Annotated in this window: 15 protein-coding genes; 7 read left to right on the forward strand and 8 right to left on the reverse strand. The window is 55.1% G+C overall.

Annotation, left to right across the window (positions count from 1 at the left end; genetic code table 11):
- The first annotated feature begins 300 nt into the window (after positions 1–300).
- Positions 301–2,538, forward strand: a complete 2,238-nt coding sequence (locus ACI2JR_RS12465) for an EAL domain-containing protein (RefSeq protein ID WP_462478673.1) — start codon at positions 301–303, stop codon at positions 2,536–2,538.
- A gap of 42 nt (positions 2,539–2,580) precedes the next feature.
- Here the strand turns inward: ACI2JR_RS12465 and ppx are convergent, their stop codons facing one another.
- The 4 genes from ppx to purM all read right to left on the reverse strand — a co-directional run bounded on the left by ppx (position 2,581) and on the right by purM (position 8,133).
- Positions 2,581–4,119, reverse strand: a complete 1,539-nt coding sequence (ppx, locus tag ACI2JR_RS12470; RefSeq protein WP_462478674.1) for an exopolyphosphatase — start codon at positions 4,117–4,119, stop codon at positions 2,581–2,583.
- 3 nt (positions 4,120–4,122) lie between these two features.
- A complete protein-coding gene (gene ppk1, locus ACI2JR_RS12475) occupies positions 4,123–6,183 on the reverse strand; it encodes a polyphosphate kinase 1 (RefSeq protein WP_132726002.1) in 2,061 nt (686 codons plus the stop codon).
- Between the two features lie 274 nt (positions 6,184–6,457).
- Positions 6,458–7,099: a phosphoribosylglycinamide formyltransferase gene (purN, locus tag ACI2JR_RS12480; protein ID WP_132725999.1), complete on the reverse strand. Its 642-nt coding sequence runs from the start codon at positions 7,097–7,099 to the stop codon at positions 6,458–6,460.
- Positions 7,096–8,133, reverse strand: a complete 1,038-nt coding sequence (gene purM / locus ACI2JR_RS12485; RefSeq protein WP_462478675.1) for a phosphoribosylformylglycinamidine cyclo-ligase — start codon at positions 8,131–8,133, stop codon at positions 7,096–7,098. The genes purN and purM overlap by 4 nt, the downstream gene beginning before the upstream one ends.
- 265 nt (positions 8,134–8,398) lie before the next feature.
- Here purM and bglK point away from each other — a divergent pair, with 265 nt between their 5' ends.
- From bglK to ACI2JR_RS12510, 5 genes are all read left to right on the forward strand, one after another.
- The gene (bglK, locus tag ACI2JR_RS12490) at positions 8,399–9,292 is read left to right on the forward strand and encodes a beta-glucoside kinase BglK (RefSeq protein WP_462478676.1); all 894 of its coding nucleotides are present in this window, start codon (positions 8,399–8,401) and stop codon (positions 9,290–9,292) included.
- Positions 9,293–9,302: 10 nt separating this feature from the next.
- Positions 9,303–10,733, forward strand: coding sequence for a 6-phospho-beta-glucosidase (locus ACI2JR_RS12495; RefSeq protein ID WP_132725990.1), 1,431 nt, complete (start codon positions 9,303–9,305; stop codon positions 10,731–10,733).
- A 182-nt stretch (positions 10,734–10,915) separates the two neighbouring features.
- Positions 10,916–11,542 (forward strand): uracil phosphoribosyltransferase, encoded by a 627-nt coding sequence (upp, locus tag ACI2JR_RS12500; protein WP_132725987.1) that lies wholly within the window; start codon positions 10,916–10,918, stop codon positions 11,540–11,542.
- 96 nt (positions 11,543–11,638) lie between these two features.
- A complete protein-coding gene (gene uraA, locus ACI2JR_RS12505; protein WP_462478677.1) occupies positions 11,639–12,928 on the forward strand; it encodes a uracil permease in 1,290 nt (429 codons plus the stop codon).
- A gap of 94 nt (positions 12,929–13,022) precedes the next feature.
- On the forward strand, positions 13,023–13,724 hold the full coding sequence (locus ACI2JR_RS12510) for a DnaA inactivator Hda (protein ID WP_132725981.1): 702 nt from the start codon (positions 13,023–13,025) through the stop codon (positions 13,722–13,724).
- A gap of 70 nt (positions 13,725–13,794) precedes the next feature.
- On the opposite strand, the gene arsC is transcribed toward ACI2JR_RS12510, so the two are convergent.
- Positions 13,795–14,154, reverse strand: coding sequence for an arsenate reductase (glutaredoxin) (gene arsC, locus ACI2JR_RS12515; RefSeq protein ID WP_132725978.1), 360 nt, complete (start codon positions 14,152–14,154; stop codon positions 13,795–13,797).
- 9 nt (positions 14,155–14,163) lie between these two features.
- Positions 14,164–15,627 carry a beta-barrel assembly-enhancing protease gene (bepA, locus tag ACI2JR_RS12520; protein WP_132725975.1) on the reverse strand — a complete coding sequence of 488 codons (1,464 nt, stop codon included), beginning with the start codon at positions 15,625–15,627 and terminating at the stop codon, positions 14,164–14,166.
- Between the two features lie 222 nt (positions 15,628–15,849).
- On the opposite strand from bepA, the gene ACI2JR_RS12525 reads away from it, so the two are divergent.
- Positions 15,850–16,917 carry an AI-2E family transporter gene (locus tag ACI2JR_RS12525; RefSeq protein ID WP_132725971.1) on the forward strand — a complete coding sequence of 356 codons (1,068 nt, stop codon included), beginning with the start codon at positions 15,850–15,852 and terminating at the stop codon, positions 16,915–16,917.
- An 81-nt stretch (positions 16,918–16,998) separates the two neighbouring features.
- Here the strand turns inward: ACI2JR_RS12525 and bcp are convergent, their stop codons facing one another.
- Together bcp and ACI2JR_RS12535 are read right to left on the reverse strand one after the other, a co-directional pair.
- Positions 16,999–17,469 (reverse strand): thioredoxin-dependent thiol peroxidase, encoded by a 471-nt coding sequence (gene bcp, locus ACI2JR_RS12530; protein WP_132725968.1) that lies wholly within the window; start codon positions 17,467–17,469, stop codon positions 16,999–17,001.
- 3 nt (positions 17,470–17,472) lie between these two features.
- Positions 17,473–18,042 carry a glycine cleavage system transcriptional repressor gene (locus ACI2JR_RS12535; RefSeq protein WP_165905642.1) on the reverse strand — a complete coding sequence of 190 codons (570 nt, stop codon included), beginning with the start codon at positions 18,040–18,042 and terminating at the stop codon, positions 17,473–17,475.
- Between the last annotated feature and the right edge of the window lie 185 nt (positions 18,043–18,227).

The raw sequence follows: 18,227 nt of genomic DNA on the forward strand, positions 1-18,227 counted from the left end.
ACAGGATAGCAGCAGGGTCAATTGATGTGGATGTAAAAAAACGCCGCTCAAACATTACCTGATGTTATACAAGATAATAATCACATTCACATGCTTTTTTCTTTACTCGATCTGACGCAAAAAATAAGTTTTATTAATCTTAGCTAAATGATTTCTTGATTTGTATCAACTGCCTGCTTCCGTTGATAACTAAAATCTCCAGCCTGTTCCGCGTCGTTATTCCTTGCGCGGCGAAGATGGTTGGGTTGGATGCCTGCCTGAATATACCCTGCTGGAATTTGGGTAACACGTAGAGCATCAATGAAAATAATTAATCTATACAGACAATATCGGGATAAATGGTGGGCGCTGCCGCTCATCTTACCCACGCTGTTACTGCCTCTGGCGAGGGGGGCGAATACTTACGCGGAGCTGAACGGTAATGAGGTCCCTCTTTACTATTTACCGTTGGCGCTGGTCCTGAGCCTGATGCTATTTTTTGACTGGGCCGCGCTGCCTGGCATTATTATCGGTCTGCTGGAGACCATTGCTCGCGGCATGTCCGCGGGGCAAGCCATCGTTATCCTGTTCCATTTTTTGATCCCCACCGTGCTGTGTTGGGGCGGGTATCGCATTTTTGTGCCGCGCCGACAGCATATTTCACATGGTACGGTCAGCCTGATGCCGCAGCGGCTGCTATGGCAGATGCTGCTACCGTCGGCTATTTTTCTTGTGCTCTCCCAGTTCGCCGAGTATTTGGGGATGCATCCCCGGGCGACGGGGTTGATGGGGGTGGATCCTCTCAGCTTGCGAGCGTTAATTACTTTTCAGGCCTTAATGGTCGGCTGTTTAACCGGCGTCCCGTTGTGCTACTTTTTGATTCGTATTATCCGTAATCCATTATATCTACGCAGTTTTATTTCACAGGCCAGGTTACAGGTCGACCCAAAAATAAAACGTATCGAGCGCGTTTTATGGATGCTGTCGTTGTTAATATTATTAGTGTTGTTATTAATTCCTCTGAGTAGCAGTAGTACAATATTTAGCACAAATTATACATTGTCATTACTTATGCCGGTGATGCTATGGGGAGCGATGCGTTTTGGCTATCGCTTGATCGCGGTGATCTGGACGCCCGTTTTAATTGTTATTATCCACTTTCATTATCGCTATTTGCCCTACTCCCTGAGCTACCATCACCAGCTGGCGATGACCTCTTCGAGCTATCTGGTGTCTTCTTTTATTATTGCTTATATGGCGATGCTGGCGACCCAGCAGCGTGTGATTCATGCTCGCGTGCGCCGGATGGCATTTCTCGATCCGGTGGTACATATGCCCAATTTGCGGGCGCTTAGCCGGGCGCTCGACAGCGCTCTCTGGTCGGTACTCTGTTTTTTACGCATCCCGGAACTGGAGCTGTTAGGGCGTCATTATGGTGTGCTGTTACGCATTCAATATAAGCAAAAGCTGGCTGAGTATCTGAGCGATTTACTTCAGCCGAACGAGGCTGTCCACCATCTGGCCGGGCACGATCTGGTGCTCCGGCTGAACAGCGGCGATCACCAGGCGCGAATTGCCGCCCTGGCTGAGCGCATCAGGCAGTTTCGTTTTATCTGGGATGGGCTGCCTCTCCAGCCGGCGGTGGGAATCAGCTACTGCAAGGTTCGCTCACCGGTTAAGCATCTCTATCTGCTCTTAGGCGAGCTGAATAACATTGCCGATATGTCGTTGACCAGCGGTCAGCCGGAAAATATGCAGCGCCGCGGCGCCGTGCATGTGCAGCATGGTTTGAAAGACAAAGTGGCGATGATGAACCTGATCCTGCAGGCGCTGGAGCAGAACCGTTTTTGCCTGATGGCGCAGCCGATTATCGGTATTCGCGGCCATAACTATCACGAAGTGTTGCTGAGAATGAAGGGGGAGAGCGGCGAGCTGATTTCGCCGGATGATTTCCTCCCGGTGGCGCATGAATTTGGTCTCTCGTCACGGATTGATCTGTGGGTGATCGAGCATACGCTCGCTTTTATGGATAAGCATCGGCAAAATTTGCCTGGGCTGCGGCTGGCGATTAACCTGTCGCCGGTTTCCGTTAGCCGCAGTCAGTTCCCTGAAGAGGTGGAGCGGCTGCTGGCGCACTACCATGTTGAAGCCTGGCAGTTAATATTTGAACTGACGGAGAATCACTCGCTCAGTAATCCTCATCAGGCGCGGCAAACCCTGAAGCATCTGCAGGCGCTGGGATCTCGGGTGGCAATCGATGATTTTGGTACCGGCTATGCCAGCTACGCGCGGCTGAAAAGTCTGAATGTCGATCTGCTGAAGATTGACGGCAGCTTTATTCGCAATCTGCTCTCCAGCAGCCTGGATTACCAGGTGGTGGCATCCATTTGCCATCTGGCGCGGATGAAAAATATGCAGGTGGTGGCGGAGTATGTGGAGACGCCGGAGATTCGTCAGGCGGTGCTGTCATTGGGGATCGATTATCTGCAGGGTTATGATATTGGGAAACCGGTCGCGCTGGCGTCGTTGGCGCAGGAAGTTACGGCGGATGCGGATTGACGGGGAGAGAAGTGGCCGGGTGATGTAAACCCGGCCTGTGGGCTAGTTATCGCTATCGGAGTCTTCTTCGGCAATCTTCAGCAGCCAGTCAGGCACCCCTTCCCAGTACTGCTGCTCTTTTTCCAGATCGAGCAGCACCAGCGCATTTTGGCTAAACCAGTCATGCGGGAAGACCAGCGTCCAGTGGTTGGCTTCGGTCTTCAGCTTGAGCGTCGGCGGCGTGGTGGTGGCCTGACGCTGGTTGTTGAGCAAAATCCCCAGGCGCAGTAGCTGAATGAGCGGCAGGAACTGCTTTTTCTTGAACAGCGTAAAGCGGGGTAAATCATCCAGCTTGATCGCTTTACGGTGATAGCGAACCAGCGTCGCCATCAGCATCTGCTGCTCCTGATTGAAGCCGGGCAAATCGCTGTTCTGCAGAATATAGGCCGAGTGACGGTGCATCCCGCTGTGGTTAATATTCAGCCCCACTTCGTGCAGCATCACCGCCCATTTCAGCAACGCCGACAGGTGTGGGTTGGCCAGTTTGGGGTTCTGATCCTGCCATTGCTCGAAGATGTGGGTGGTGGTTTCCAGCACCCGACGCGCCTGTTCGCGGTCAATATTGTACTGGTTTGCCAGACTTTGCGCGGTCCGGCTGCGAATATCCTGATGGCGGAAACGTCCTTCCATCTCGTACAGCACGCCTTCGCGCAGCGCGCCGTCGGACAAACGCAGCTCTTTGATCGCCAGCGCATCGAAAACGCCGCACAGGATCGCCAGCCCGGGCGCAAAGACCGCTTTACGCTCTTCCGACAGCCCCGGGAGGTTGAGGGCGTCGAAGTTTTTATACTTCAGCAGTTCATCCACCAGCATTTCAAGGCGTTCCGGGGTAATAAACCCGTCTTTTTCCCCTATCGCCACCAGCACTTCCTGGGCGGCTTTGATGGTACCGGATGCGCCCAGCGCCACGTTCCAGCCCTGGATGCGGAACTGCCAGGCCAGGGTTTCCAGCTTCTGTATGGCCGACAGGCGGGCCCGCTGGAAATTCTCTTTGTTGATAGTGCCGCCAGGGAAGTAGATCTGCGAGAAGCTGACGCAGCCCATGCGACGACTTTCAACCAGCCGTGGTTCGAAATCCTCGCCAATAACCAGCTCCGTCGAGCCGCCGCCGATATCGATGACCAGCTTGCGGCCCCGTTCGGGTTGCGTATGTTCCACGCCCATAAAAATCAGGCGCGCTTCTTCGTTACCGGAGATTATCTCAATCGGATAGGGGATCACTTTCTCCGCCCGCTTGAGAAACTCCGCCGCATTTGCCGCCTGGCGCAAGGTATGAGTCCCGACGATGCATACGCTGGAGGGGGAAAAACCCTGCAGGCGTTCGGCAAACAGCGACAGACAGTTAAGCCCGCGGGTCATCGCCTCTTCGCTGAGCACGGAATTTTCATCCAGTCCATCGGCCAGGTGAACCCGCTGTTTCAGGCGGCCGATGATCTGCATAGCTCCGTCGACGACACGGGCGATCACCATATGAAAACTGTTTGAACCAAGGTCGACCGCCGCGAACTCCTGCGGACGAGGGGTTTTTTCGTTTATTGGCATAGGTTAGTCGGGTTGTTCGAGTGATTTGAGATAGTCGTAGATCGCCAGCTGTGCGCGTACTTTACGGCGATTGCCGCGCGGCACGTAGCGATTACTCAGTTCTTTATCAAGATAGCGTGCTTTGACCGTATCGTTGAACAAGATATCAAAAATATCCAGCACGCGCTGTTTCAGACGAGGGTCTAACAGCGGCGCGGCGACTTCAATACGATAGTCAATATTGCGCGTCATCCAGTCCGCGGAAGAGAGCCAAACCTGTTTGTCACCGCCGTTTTCGAAAACATAGACGCGGTCGTGTTCGAGGAAACGGTCAACGATGCTGGTGACGCGAATATTGTCGCTAATCCCTTCCAGTCCGGGGATCAGGGAACACATGCCGCGAATCAACAGGTTAACCGGCACGCCTGAGCTTGACGCGGCATACAGGCGGTCCACCAGCCCTTTATCGACCAGGTTGTTCAGCTTGAGGGTAATCCCGGAAGGCTGGCCGTTCTGGGCGTTGGCAATCTCTCTGTCGATCATTTCATACAGCAGACGACGCGAGTTCTGCGGCGACACCAGCAGGTAATCGAAGCTGACCGGGCGATATGGGTTTTCGATAAAGTTGAACACCCTGCGGACTTCATTGGTGATGCGCGCATCCGCCGTCAGCAAGGAATAGTCGGTGTACAGACGCGCGGTTTTTTCGTTGAAGTTACCGGTCCCGATATGGGCATAGCGGACGACTTCGTCTCCCTCTTTGCGCGAGATCAGGAACAGCTTGGCGTGAATTTTCAGCCCCGGCGCGGAGAAGATAACGTGTACCCCCGCTTCGGTCAGACGCTTCGCCCAATGAATGTTGGCCTCTTCGTCAAAACGCGCCTGCAGCTCCACCACCACGGTGACTTTTTTACCGTTGTGCGCGGCATGAATCATCGAATCGATGATGCGTGAATCTTTGGCCACGCGGTAAATATTGATTTTGATCGCCAGTACGCTGGGGTCGAATGAGGCCTGACGCAGCAGTTCCAGCACATGTTCGAAGGTATGATACGGGTAGTACAACAGCACGTCGCGTTCGCGAATGGCGTCAAATCCGTTACGGAATTTATCGAACCAGGTGTGACGCAGGCGCGGCAGCGGCTTGTTGACCAGATTGGCCTTCCCAACGTTCGGGAAGCCGATAAAGTCTTTAAAGTTGTGGTAACGCCCGCCGGGCAGCATCGAGTCATAGCGTGAAATGGCGAACATCGCGCGCAGCATTTCGACCATGGTGTCCGGCATATCGCGCTGATAGACAAAGCGTACCGGTTCAGCCGTCAGACGCTGTTTCAGGCTGGAGGACATCAGCTCCATCAGGCTCGACTCCATCTCGTGCACCAGGTCGTACTCGGCGTCACGGGTCATTTTCATCGAGTAAGCGTTCAGCGTGTCGTAGTCGAAGAAACCTTTAAAGATATCATCCAGGCAATAGCGCAGGATGTTATCAAGCAGAATCATCGGCTTACGGCGGCGCGGGGCTTCCGGAGGCAGGTTAACAAAACGCGGGACTTTATCGGACGGAATTTCCAGCAGGGCGTAATTAATGGTGTCCCCGCGGATAATTTCTACCGCCAGATAGGTGTAATCATCTTTCAGGAACTGAATCAGATCCGTCTCACGGTTAATCAGGATCGGGGTGATGTGCTGGCGTAGGTACTGTTTAAAGTAGTTGCGTAGCCAGGACTGCTGATTGACCGAAAGCTGCCGTTCGTTGATCAGGAAGATCTGGTTACGCGCCATCTCCAGCAGCAGCTCATTATACAGGCTGTCGAACTCCTGATCGGCCTTCAGTACGCGGGCCTGGATTTTGCCTAACAAATGGCGAGAATGGGCGGTACTGCCTTGTTCTTCGCTAATTATGATGCGGCGCTTAAGTTCAGCGAAGCGCACTTTATAAAATTCGTCGAGGTTGTTGGAGTAAATTCCCAAAAAGCGCATGCGCTCAATCAGTGGGTTGCTTTTATCCGCCGCTTCCTGAAGTACGCGTTCGTTAAAGGACAACCAGCTGAGTTCTTTCTCGATATATAGCTTTTCCTGGCCCATTACAACTCACACTCCGGTTGATTGATGTTGCTTTTTCATTATGGCGAGCTTTGCCATTGAATGTCCAACTATGTCAAAGAAGTATGACAGTTTTCTTTCAACGGGCAGTGAAGCGAAGCGGATGCGCGCGTCCGCTGCTATTGTGAGCAACGGCAGGGGGGCGCGGGCATAAGCTGGGCATCAATCGTGCGGTGAGCGTAGCGGAGTGGGGAGGCGAGCGGAAGACGATACGTCAGTAAAAAGCGCCCCTGACGGCAGACAGAGGCGCTGAGAATTACTCTTCGGCCGCATAGCCCTGCGGCGGCAGGGGAGCATCATCAAGCCACGCCTGATTCCCCTCCATGCGCAGTCGGCCGTCGATAAACCAGCTCACCACCAGCGGATAAATCGCATGTTCCTGCGCCTGGACGCGAGCGGTAATGTCGTCTTCGCTATCTTCGGCGAAAACCGGCACTTTGGCCTGCAGAATCACCGGGCCACCGTCCAGCTCGTCGGTAACGAAATGCACCGAGGTACCGTGCTCCTCATCACCATTTTCCAGCACCTGGCGATGCGTGTGCAGCCCCGGGTATTTTGGCAACAGTGAAGGATGGATATTCAGCAGACGCCCCTGATAGTGGGCGACAAACGCCGGACTCAGAATACGCATATAGCCCGCCAGCACCACCAGATCCGGCGCGTACGCATCGATCTCCTGCATCAGTTCACGATCGAAGGCTTCGCGATTGGCAAACTGGCTGGCGGTGAGCGCGTGGGCCGGAATACTGGCCTCACGCGCGCGTTCAAGGCCGAACGCATCGGCCTTGTTGCTAAATACCGCTCGCAGGGTGCCGCCGATCTGTTTCCGGGCGCAGGCATCGATAATCGCCTGCAAATTGCTTCCGTTACCGGAAATCAGCACCACAATGTTTTTCATTCAATGACCACACGCTGTTCGGAATCAGAGGCTTTGATATAGCCTATTTTCCACGCGTTTTCACCTTTCTCGTTCAGCAGAGCGATGGCTTTATCCGCGGCTTCCGGCGGCAGGGCGATGACCATGCCGACGCCGCAGTTAAAGGTACGGTACATTTCATGGCTGCTGACGTTACCGGCCGTTTGCAACCAGTTGAACACTTCCGGCCACTGCCAGGAGGATTCATCGATGACCGCCTGGGTATTATCCGGCAGGACGCGCGGGATGTTTTCCCAGAAGCCGCCGCCGGTCAGGTGCGCAATGGCGTGAACTTCAACGTTGGCGATCAGCTCCAGTATCGACTTAACGTAGATACGGGTAGGCGCCAGCAGATGGTCGGCCAGCGGAGAACCGTTCAGATCGGTCGTTTGCGGGTCAACGCCGCTCACTTCGATAATTTTACGCACCAGCGAGTAGCCGTTGGAATGCGGGCCGCTGGAAGCCAGCGCCACCAGTACGTCGCCATCGGCAACTTTGCTGCCATCAATAATTTCTGATTTTTCTACTACGCCGACGCAGAAACCTGCCACGTCATAGTCATCGCCATGGTACATACCCGGCATTTCCGCCGTTTCGCCACCGACCAGCGCGCAGCCGGACTGCAGACAGCCTTCCGCGATACCGCTGATGACGCTGGCAGCCGTATCGACATCCAGCTTCCCGGTCGCGTAGTAATCGAGGAAAAACAGCGGCTCGGCGCCCTGAACCACCAGGTCGTTGACGCACATCGCCACCAGATCGATACCGATCGTGTCGTGGCGTTTCAGGTCCATCGCCAGACGCAGCTTGGTACCGACGCCGTCAGTGCCGGAAACCAGTACCGGTTCGCGGTATTTTTGCGGCAATGCGCACAGTGCGCCGAATCCGCCCAGTCCACCCATCACTTCAGGGCGGCGGGTTTTCTTCACCACACCCTTAATACGGTCGACGAGAGCGTTGCCTGCATCGATATCTACGCCGGCATCTTTATAGCTGAGAGAGGTTTTATCGGTCACTGCGAAATCTCCACACATTTGCGGTAGCAAGAAAAATCGGCGCAATTCTAACAGGGAAAGCAAACGTTTGCGAGCCTGCTTTACAGTCGGCGTTAATCAGCGGCGAGATGAACAAATTTGATACTGTTCACGAAAATGAAACCGGGTACATCCTTGTGCTTGCCTCGGTAAGTGGGAATCGCCATCATGCCACTGAAACCGGTTTCTTTTTTTTATCAGGAGAGCCGAACGTAGATTCCGTGGGGATTCAGGAGGGAGGGACGCGATGAACATTGCCGCATTTGATATCGGTGGCACGGCATTAAAAATGGGCGTGATCAGCGATACGGGCAGGCTGCTTGCAAAAGGCAAACAGTCGATCGACGACAGCGATGGCGAGCAGATTCTGCAGGCGATGCTGGCGTGGATTGCCGCTCACCCGGAGTGCGAAGGCGTGGCGATCGGCGCGCCCGGCTATGTGAATCCGCATACCGGCTATATCGAAATGGGCGGCGCGATCCGGCGCTTCGATAATTTCGCGATCGTCAGCTGGCTGGAGCAGCGGACCCATCTTCCCGTCACCATCGAAAACGATGCCAACTGCGTCCTGCTGGCCGAGCGCTGGCAGGGGAAAGCCGCGGAGATGAGCGACTTTCTGGTCCTGACGATCGGCACCGGCATTGGCGGCGCGATTTTCTGTAATCACCAACTGGTGCATGGCGCCCGCTTTCGCGCCGGCGAGTTCGGCTATATGCACACCGAGCGTCCCGGCGCCCGCGATGTCCGTCGCTACTCAATGAATGAAAACTGCACCCTGCGCGTACTGCGCCACCGCTATGCCCGGCACATTGGCAAGACGCTGGAAGCGGTAACCGGCGAAGAGATATTCGATCGCTATGAGGCGGGCGATGCGGTTTGCCAGCGGCTGGTGGCTGACTTCTTCAACGGGATCGGTAGCGGCCTGTATAACCTCGTGAACATTTTTGATCCGCAAGCGATTTTCATCGGCGGCGGCATCGTAGAACGGCCGGGCTTTTTGCCGCTGCTGCGTGAACATCTGGCCTGGTTCGACATCGCGGACGCTCTCGACACCGTCAGTCACGGCAACGATGCCGGGCTGCTGGGGGCCGTTTACCATTTTAATCAGCAAACCCGATCGCGGAATGGCGATCGCGCATAAGGAAGAGAACATGTCTGGATTTAAAGAAGGTTTTCTGTGGGGCGGCGCGGTGGCGGCGCATCAGCTGGAAGGGGGCTGGCAAGAGGGCGGTAAAGGCGTTAGCGTGGCCGATGTCATGACCGCCGGCGCGCACGGCGTACCGCGTGAAATTACCGACGGCGTGCTGCCGGGTAAAAATTACCCCAACCATGAGGCGATTGATTTTTACCATCGTTATAAAGAGGACATTCAGCTATTTGCTGAAATGGGTTTCAAATGTTTCCGCACCTCAATTGCCTGGACGCGCATATTCCCGCAGGGCGATGAACGGGAGCCGAACGAAGCCGGTTTGCAGTTCTACGACGATCTGTTCGATGAATGCCTGAAACACGGCATCGAGCCGGTGATTACGCTTTCTCACTTCGAGATGCCTTACCATCTGGTGACGGAATATGGCGGCTGGCGCAACCGCCAGCTGATTGATTTCTTCGTCCGCTTTGCGCAGGTGGTATTTAAGCGCTATCAGCATAAAGTGAAGTACTGGATGACCTTTAATGAGATCAATAACCAGGCTAACTTCCACGAAGATTTTGCGCCGTTTACCAACTCCGGTCTGAAGTACCTGCCGGGGGAAGATCGCGAGCCGGTGATGTACCAGGCCGCGCACTACGAGCTGGTCGCCAGCGCGCTGGCGGTGAAAGTTGCCCGCGAGATTAATCCATCGCTGCAGGTCGGTTGCATGATTGCCATGTGCCCGATTTATCCGCTCTCCTGCGCACCGAATGACATGATGATGGCGATGAACGCCATGCATCGCCGCTACTGGTTCACCGATGTGCACGTGCGCGGCAGGTATCCTCAGCATCTGCTGAATTACTTCGCGCGTCGCGGTTTTGCGCTGGATATCACCGAAGAGGATCGTCGGGCGCTGGCCGAGGGCTGCGTCGACTATATCGGCTTTAGCTACTATATGTCGTTCGCCACCAAAGCGACCGCGGATAACCCGCTGCTGGATTATGACGAAACGACCAGCCTGGTCTCCAACCCGTATGTGCAGAAGTCAGACTGGGGTTGGCAGATTGACCCGGTAGGCCTGCGCTATTCCCTCAACTGGTTCTGGGATCACTATCAGCTCCCGCTCTTTATTGTCGAAAACGGGTTTGGCGCCATCGATGTGCGCGAAGCCGACGGCTCGGTGGACGATAGCTATCGCATTGATTATCTCTCCGCTCATATTGCCGAGATGAAAAAAGCGGTGGTTGAGGACGGCGTCGATCTGATGGGCTACACCCCGTGGGGCTGCATTGACCTGGTTTCCGCCGGTACCGGCGAAATGAAAAAGCGCTATGGCTTTATCTATGTCGATAAAGACAATGAAGGCAACGGGACGCTCGATCGCAGCCGCAAAAAATCATTTGCCTGGTATCAACAGGTTATTAGCAGCAACGGCGAAACGTTGTAAATCATCGATAACTCTCGTTCAACCCCGCCGGTGCGGGGTTTTTTTATTTTGTTTTATACTGGCTCAGGCAGCGCAAAGCATTTTGGTTGATCCCGGTCAAACATATCGGCTATGGCGCAAATGGAAAAAAGCGGTATAATCCCGCGATTTTTTTTGTGGCTGCCCCTCAGAGGAGAAAGAGAATGAAGATTGTGGAAGTGAAACACCCGCTCGTCAAACACAAGCTGGGCCTGATGCGTGAGCACGACATCAGCACCAAACGCTTCCGTGAACTCGCCTCAGAGGTTGGTAGCTTACTGACGTATGAAGCCACCGCCGATCTGGAGACCGAGAGAGTCACCATTGAAGGCTGGAATGGCCCGGTAGAAATCGAGCAGATCAAAGGTAAGAAAATTACCGTTGTGCCGATTCTGCGCGCGGGTCTCGGGATGATGGAAGGGGTTCTGGAACACGTCCCGAGCGCGCGCATCAGCGTCGTGGGCGTCTATCGTGACGAAGAGACCCTCGAGCCGGTGCCCTATTTCCAGAAGCTGGTGTCGAACATCGACGAGCGTATGGCGCTGGTGGTTGACCCGATGCTGGCAACCGGCGGTTCGATGATCGCCACTATCGACCTGCTGAAAAAAGCGGGCTGCTCCAGCATTAAGGTGCTGGTGCTGGTTGCCGCTCCGGAAGGGATTGCCGCGCTGGAGAAAGCGCACCCGGACGTTGAGATGTATACCGCCTCCATTGACCAGGGCCTCAACGAGCACGGATATATTATTCCAGGGCTCGGCGATGCCGGCGATAAGATTTTTGGTACCAAGTAATTGAATGAATAATAAGAAGCCGACTTTAACAGTCGGCTTTTTTTTGAATAAAACAAACTCACAGCAACTAATAAACGACTCTTAGAGGAAAACGCCATGACGCGCCGTGCCATCGGGGTGAGTGAAAGACCGCCGCTTTTACAGACAATTCCGCTTAGTTTGCAACATCTGTTCGCTATGTTTGGCGCAACGGTACTGGTGCCGGTCCTGTTTCATATTAACCCGGCTACCGTCCTGCTGTTTAACGGCCTCGGAACGCTGCTGTATCTTTGCATCTGTAAGGGGAAAATTCCGGCATACCTGGGGTCGAGCTTTGCCTTTATTTCTCCGGTACTGCTGCTGTTACCGCTGGGCTATGAAGTGGCGCTGGGCGGCTTCATTATGTGCGGCGCGCTGTTCTGCCTCGTCTCCTTTATTGTGAAAAGAGCCGGAACCGGGTGGCTGGATGTGATGTTCCCGCCAGCCGCGATGGGGGCGATTGTCGCGGTTATCGGCCTGGAGCTGGCCGGGGTGGCGGCTAATATGGCCGGCCTGCTGCCGGCGGAAGGGCAATCTCCTGACAGCAAAACCATTATCATCTCGATGGTCACGCTCGGCGTGACGGTGTTTGGTTCGGTCCTGTTCCGCGGCTTCATGGCGATTATCCCGATTCTTATCGGCGTGCTGGTGGGCTACGCGCTCTCGTTTGTGATGGGGGTTGTCGATACCACGCCGATTGCCGAGGCGCACTGGTTCGCGCTGCCGACCTTCTATACCCCGCGTTTTGAGTGGTTTGCTATCTTCACCATCCTGCCCGCCGCGCTGGTGGTCATCGCCGAGCACGTCGGTCACCTGGTGGTGACGGCGAATATCGTTAAAAAAGATCTGATCCGCGACCCGGGTCTGCATCGTTCGATGTTTGCGAACGGTCTGTCGACGATGATCTCCGGCTTCTTCGGATCGACGCCTAACACCACCTACGGCGAGAATATCGGCGTGATGGCAATCACCCGCGTCTACAGTACCTGGGTTATCGGCGGGGCGGCGATCTTCGCGATTCTGCTCTCCTGCGTCGGCAAGCTGGCGGCGGCGATCCAGATTATCCCGCTGCCGGTGATGGGCGGCGTTTCGCTGCTGCTGTACGGGGTGATCGGCGCGTCCGGTATTCGCGTGTTGATCGAGTCGAAAGTCGATTACAACAAGGCGCAGAACCTGATCCTGACCTCCGTTATTCTGATCATTGGCGTCAGCGGCGCCAAGGTGCATATCGGGGCGGCGGAACTGAAAGGGATGGCGCTGGCGACCATTGTCGGCGTCGGCCTGAGCCTGATCTTCAAACTCATCAGCGTCCTGTGTCCGGAAGAGGTGGTTCTGGATGCGGCCGATAGTGAAAACGGCAAACCCTGATCCTGCATCCGGGCGGCGATCCCGCCCGGTTCTCTCGAGGCATACTTCGTGATAAACTCTTCGCGTTTTTCTGTAAGCCTATGATGAGGTCCATCTGAACGCACCGGCACAGCTCTCTCTGCCACTGTATCTTCCCGACGATGAAACTTTCGCGAGTTTTTGGCCGGGGGGTAACCCTTCTCTTCTTGCTGCCTTACAGAACGTTCTGCGGCAGGAGCATAGCGGGTACATCTATATCTGGTCACGCGAAGGCGCGGGGCGCAGTCACCTGTTACACGCCGCCTGTGCGGAGCTTTCCCAACGCGGCGATGCGGTGGGCTATGTCCCGCTGGATAAGCGTACGTGGTTTGTTCCGGAAGTTCTTGACGGGATGGAGCAGCTTTCGCTGGTGTGCATTGATAATATCGAGTGCGTGGCTGGCGATGAGCCGTGGGAAATGGCGATCTTCAATCTGTATAATCGGATCCTCGAATCGGGGAAAACCCGCTTACTGATCACCGGCGATTGTCCGCCTCGCCAGCTTAATCTTGGTCTGCCGGATCTGGCGTCGCGCCTCGACTGGGGGCAAATCTATAAGCTGCAGCCGCTGTCGGATGAAGATAAGCTGCAGGCGCTACAGCTTCGCGCGCGCCTGCGGGGGTTTGAGATGCCGGAAGACGTCTGCCGTTTCCTGCTTAAGCGCTTAGACCGTGAAATGCGTTCGCTCTTTATGACGCTCGATCAGCTCGATCACGCCTCGATTACCGCGCAGCGCAAACTGACGATCCCCTTCGTGAAAGAGATCCTCAGGCTCTAGTCGGGCCGGGGCGCTGCATTTCCGCATCCCTTCGCTGCGCCATCATCGGTTACCGCGATGGCGCATGCGCTCAGTTTACGATTTCCAGTACCTGCTCCGGCGGCCGGCCGATCCGCGCCTGGCCGTGACTGACGACGACAGGCCGCTCCATCAGCTTCGGGTTATCGACGATGGCCTGAATCAGCGCATCTTCGCTGAGCTGGGGGTCGGCGAGGTTCAGAGATTTATACAGATCTTCCTTTTGGCGCATCAGTTCACGAGCGCTCACCATTCCCAGCATTTTCAACAGCTGACGCAGCGTGGCGGCATCCGGCGGCGTCTCCAGGTAGAGCACAACTTCAGGGTCGATACCGTTAGCCTTCAGCAGGCTTAAGGTGTCGCGGCTCTTGGAGCAGCGAGGGTTATGGTAGATTTTTACCGCGTCAGACATGTCGTCTCCTTACATTTTTTGATAGGGGCGGAATCGCGCCTGCAGCTGGCGCAGCTGATCGATACGGGCATCGTAGCGAGCCTGCTGCAAACTGCCCAATTTCACCTGCGAACTGGCGCTGCTCAGCAGCGTAATCGCCTGATCGAGCTGGCCTACCAGCGCCATTCCTTCCGCGCGAGCCGCCAGCTCCTGATCGCGATGGCCGAGCGCCGCTTCTGACTGCGCCAGCAGATCCCAGCCGTTGCCGTCATCCTTATTATTAAAGGTGTAGCGGTTGAGAATTTTTTCCGCTTCTGCCGGCTGGCCACCCTGCAGGTAGGCGTTGGCGAGGTTCAGCTGCAGAACCGGGTTGGTGCGGATTTCGCGGGCATTTTTCAGGCGATTAATCGCCTCGGCCGTTTTCTTCTGCCCGAGATCGATATCGGTGGCCAGGTCGAGGTACCAGGCGTTTTGCGGTTCGGCGCTCAGCAATGGCTGCAGCGTTTTACGCGCCAGATCGTAGTTATTGCTGCCCATGGCCAGCAGCGCACGCCCGTACTGGGCGGCGTGCTGCTCGCGGATATTGCCTTTCGCCCAGGCGTTCAGCAAATCATCGCCGAGCTTATTTTCCCCGGAGTTATACATGCCCAGGGTCCGCGCCTTGGCGAGATAAAAATCGGCGGAGGACTGGACAACCACCGGACGCATCTGGTTGGCGCGGTTGCGGGCATCGGACAGACGGCTTTCCGGCAGAGGGTGAGTCAGCAACATTTCCGGTGGGCGGGTGGAGTAGCGCGACTGGTCGAGCAGCTTACTCATAAAGGCCGGCATCGCCTGCGGATCAAAACCGGAGCGCTGCAGCACCTGAATCCCGATGCGGTCAGCCTCTTCTTCATTCTGCCGGGTAAAGCTGATCAGACCCTGTTGGCTCCCCGCCAGCGTACCTGTCAGGGCCGCCATACCCGCCTGCGGGCTGGCCATCGCCAGCAGAATAGAGCCCAGCGCCCCGACCCAGGTCAGCGGGGCGTTGCGTTTCTGGTCTTCCATCGCGCGCGCAAGATGGCGCTGCGTCACGTGTGAGATTTCGTGCGCCATCACCGATGCCAGCTCGCTTTCGGTATCTGAATAGCGGAAGAGGGCGGAGTGTAGCACCACGTTGCCGCCAAAGAAGGCGAAGGCGTTAATCTGGTCGTTGTTAATCAGGTAGAAGTGAAAAGGGGTGCGCACCGAGTTGGCGTGGGCAACCAGACGCATCCCTAAGCCATTAATATATTGCACCAGCAGAGGGTCGTTGATTAATGGCGCGCTACCGCGTAGCTGGCGCACATAGTAATCCCCCATCTGCATTTCCTGGCCAATGGAGAGCGTGCTTCCTGCAGAGGTGCCCATATCTGGCAGAGTATCTGCGGGGTCAGCAAAAGCAGGCAAAATCGAACCCAGCGTCAGCGACGCTATGACGGTTGCCACCAGCGTTTTCTTTAACTGCCTGAACATAACCTCTGTCCTGTAATGTGGGTGTGCCAGTTTGACCGATAGGGCGGCGTAATGTTCCATATCCGCGCGTCCTGCGAGTTTAGCTGGCGTTGGGGCTATTGAAAATATGATCTTCACGGCGGGGTGAATGTTTGTGGCTTTGCTAATAAAAGCGAAGTCTTTCTGGTGACATTTAGATACAATTCCCACAGTTTTGCGGCTTCGCGCTTCATGGAAGGGTTTATGCTTGAGATGTTAATGCAGTGGTACCGTCGCCGGTTCAGCGATCCGGAGGCGATAGCGCTGTTGGTTATTTTGCTGGCCGGGTTCGGCATCATGTTCTTTTTCAGCGGCCTGCTGGCGCCTTTACTGGTCGCTATTGTGCTGGCTTATCTGCTGGAATGGCCAACCGTCCGCCTGGAGCGCGTGGGGTTATCGCGAACCTGGGCTACCTCGTTCGTACTGATTTTGTTTGTGGGCATTTTGCTACTGATGGCGTTTGTGGTGATGCCCGTCGCCTGGCAGCAGGGGATCTATCTGATTCGCGATATGCCCGGGATGCTCAATAAACTCTCCGATTTTGCCGCGACGGTGCCACGCCGCTATCCGGCGCTGATGGATGCCGGCATTATCGACGCCATGGCGGACAATATGCGTAACCGCGTGCTGACCGTTGGCGACTCGGTGGTCAAATACTCCCTGGCCTCGTTGGTGGGGCTGCTGACCCTGGCGGTCTATCTGGTGCTGGTGCCGTTAATGGTGTTCTTCCTGTTAAAAGACAAAGAGCAGATGTTGAATGCCGTGCGCCGCGTGCTGCCGCGCAACCGTGGGCTGGCGGGGCAGGTGTGGAAAGAGATGAACCAGCAGATTACCAACTACATCCGCGGTAAGGTGCTGGAGATGATCGTCGTCGGCGTAGCGACGTGGATTGGCTTTATCCTCTTCGATCTCAACTATTCGCTACTGCTGGCGGTGCTGGTTGGCTTCTCGGTCCTGATTCCCTATATCGGCGCCTTCGTGGTGACCATTCCGGTGGTCGGCGTGGCGCTGTTTCAGTTTGGCGCGGGTCCGGAGTTCTGGAGCCTGTTTGCGGTGTACCTGATTATTCAGGGGCTGGACGGTAATCTGCTGGTGCCGGTACTGTTTTCGGAAGCCGTTAACCTGCATCCGCTGGTCATTATTCTGTCGGTGGTGATCTTCGGCGGCCTGTGGGGATTCTGGGGCGTGTTCTTTGCGATTCCGCTGGCGACGTTAATCAAAGCGGTGGTACATGCCTGGCCGGATGGCCTGATTGCGGAAGATGAGAAATAGCCTTACGCCTTGCCAACATACGCATTCAAACGGACGCCGGGTCAGTGATTCACTCCCCGGCGTCCGGCGTTTGCTCGCGCGTTAGCCGTTTTCTTTCAGCCAGTTCAGCACCACGTCGTGGTGATTACTGGTTTTAAAGTTATCAAATACGTGTTCGACTTTACCGTCGGTATCGATCAGGAAACTAATGCGGTGAATACCATCATAGGTTTTCCCCATAAACGATTTTTCGCCCCAGACGCCAAACTGCTCGCACACCTGATGATTTTCATCAGACAGCAGCGTGAAGTTCAGCAACTCTTTTTCGGCGAAACGGGAGAGTTTTTCTGGTTTATCGGTACTGATACCCAGGACCTCAACACCCGCTTTTTTTAAGTCATCCATGTTATCGCGCAGGCCGCAGGCCTGGACGGTACAACCGGGGGTCATGGCTTTCGGGTAAAAATAAACCAGAACACGCTGTCCCTGGAAGTCGGTCAAATTTACTTCCTCGCCGTCCTGGTCTGGTAAGCTAAATTTCGGTGCAATATCACCGGCTTTCAGTGGATTCATTACTCAAACTCCATCCTGTTCATCATGCTGTGAATAATTAACGATGTTAATACTGCCTTGTGCGTTCAATTCTGTACATAGGGCTTTGAACGCTTGTTCGATATTTGCTGCATTTTGTGTTGCCGGGCTGTGTGCAGTTATCTGGATAAATAACTGCGCTGAATCGTCATCGCCGCTGACCTGAGTACGAGAAACCAGCTCGGCAATGTTCATATTCCACGTATCAAAAAGGGCAGTGAAACGCTCGATAATATGTGGCGAGTCAGGTACCTCAACCTGGACCCAGACGGTGTTTGGCATGGCCTGAGGAGGCCGCGCGGTCGTGCGCTTCATTACGATCAGCAAATCCAGCTCGGCTCCTTTCAGCGGCAGGGTCGATTCGATAAGCGTAATCGCATTCCATGAACCTGAAAGCAGCATGATAAACGTAAATTCGTCACCAAGCATGGCCAGCCGGCTGTCTTCGATATTACAGCCGCAGCTGCTGACGTGGCGGGTGATAGTGTTCACGATGCCGGGACGGTCAGCGCCCAAAGCGGTAATAACCAGATAGTGTTGTAATGAGGCGGTCAAACCTGTTCTTCCTTCAAAAAGGTGAGGTAACATTAGGAAAGCATAAAAAAAACCGGCATACAACATCCCTGATGGCATAGGGTATCTTGCTTTTATTACGGCACCAAACGTAACATTGAGAATCTTGTAGCACTTAATCACTGAGGATGGCCCATGTTAACGGGAAGTATTTTAGCGCTTTTAAC

Source organism: Klebsiella sp. NPDC088457, from assembly GCF_044900465.1.
GTDB lineage: Bacteria > Pseudomonadota > Gammaproteobacteria > Enterobacterales > Enterobacteriaceae > Klebsiella.

Excerpts from the sequence above, each read along its gene's own strand:
- ACI2JR_RS12465 (WP_462478673.1), top strand. The coding sequence starts at position 301 with ATGAAAATAATTAATCTATACAGACAATATCGGGATAAATGGTGGGCG.
- ppx (WP_462478674.1), bottom strand. The coding sequence starts at position 4,119 with ATGCCAATAAACGAAAAAACCCCTCGTCCGCAGGAGTTCGCGGCGGTC.
- ppk1 (WP_132726002.1), bottom strand. The coding sequence starts at position 6,183 with ATGGGCCAGGAAAAGCTATATATCGAGAAAGAACTCAGCTGGTTGTCC.
- purN (WP_132725999.1), bottom strand. The coding sequence starts at position 7,099 with ATGAAAAACATTGTGGTGCTGATTTCCGGTAACGGAAGCAATTTGCAG.
- bglK (WP_462478676.1), top strand. The coding sequence starts at position 8,399 with ATGAACATTGCCGCATTTGATATCGGTGGCACGGCATTAAAAATGGGC.
- ACI2JR_RS12495 (WP_132725990.1), top strand. The coding sequence starts at position 9,303 with ATGTCTGGATTTAAAGAAGGTTTTCTGTGGGGCGGCGCGGTGGCGGCG.
- upp (WP_132725987.1), top strand. The coding sequence starts at position 10,916 with ATGAAGATTGTGGAAGTGAAACACCCGCTCGTCAAACACAAGCTGGGC.
- uraA (WP_462478677.1), top strand. The coding sequence starts at position 11,639 with ATGACGCGCCGTGCCATCGGGGTGAGTGAAAGACCGCCGCTTTTACAG.
- arsC (WP_132725978.1), bottom strand. The coding sequence starts at position 14,154 with ATGTCTGACGCGGTAAAAATCTACCATAACCCTCGCTGCTCCAAGAGC.
- bepA (WP_132725975.1), bottom strand. The coding sequence starts at position 15,627 with ATGTTCAGGCAGTTAAAGAAAACGCTGGTGGCAACCGTCATAGCGTCG.
- ACI2JR_RS12525 (WP_132725971.1), top strand. The coding sequence starts at position 15,850 with ATGCTTGAGATGTTAATGCAGTGGTACCGTCGCCGGTTCAGCGATCCG.
- bcp (WP_132725968.1), bottom strand. The coding sequence starts at position 17,469 with ATGAATCCACTGAAAGCCGGTGATATTGCACCGAAATTTAGCTTACCA.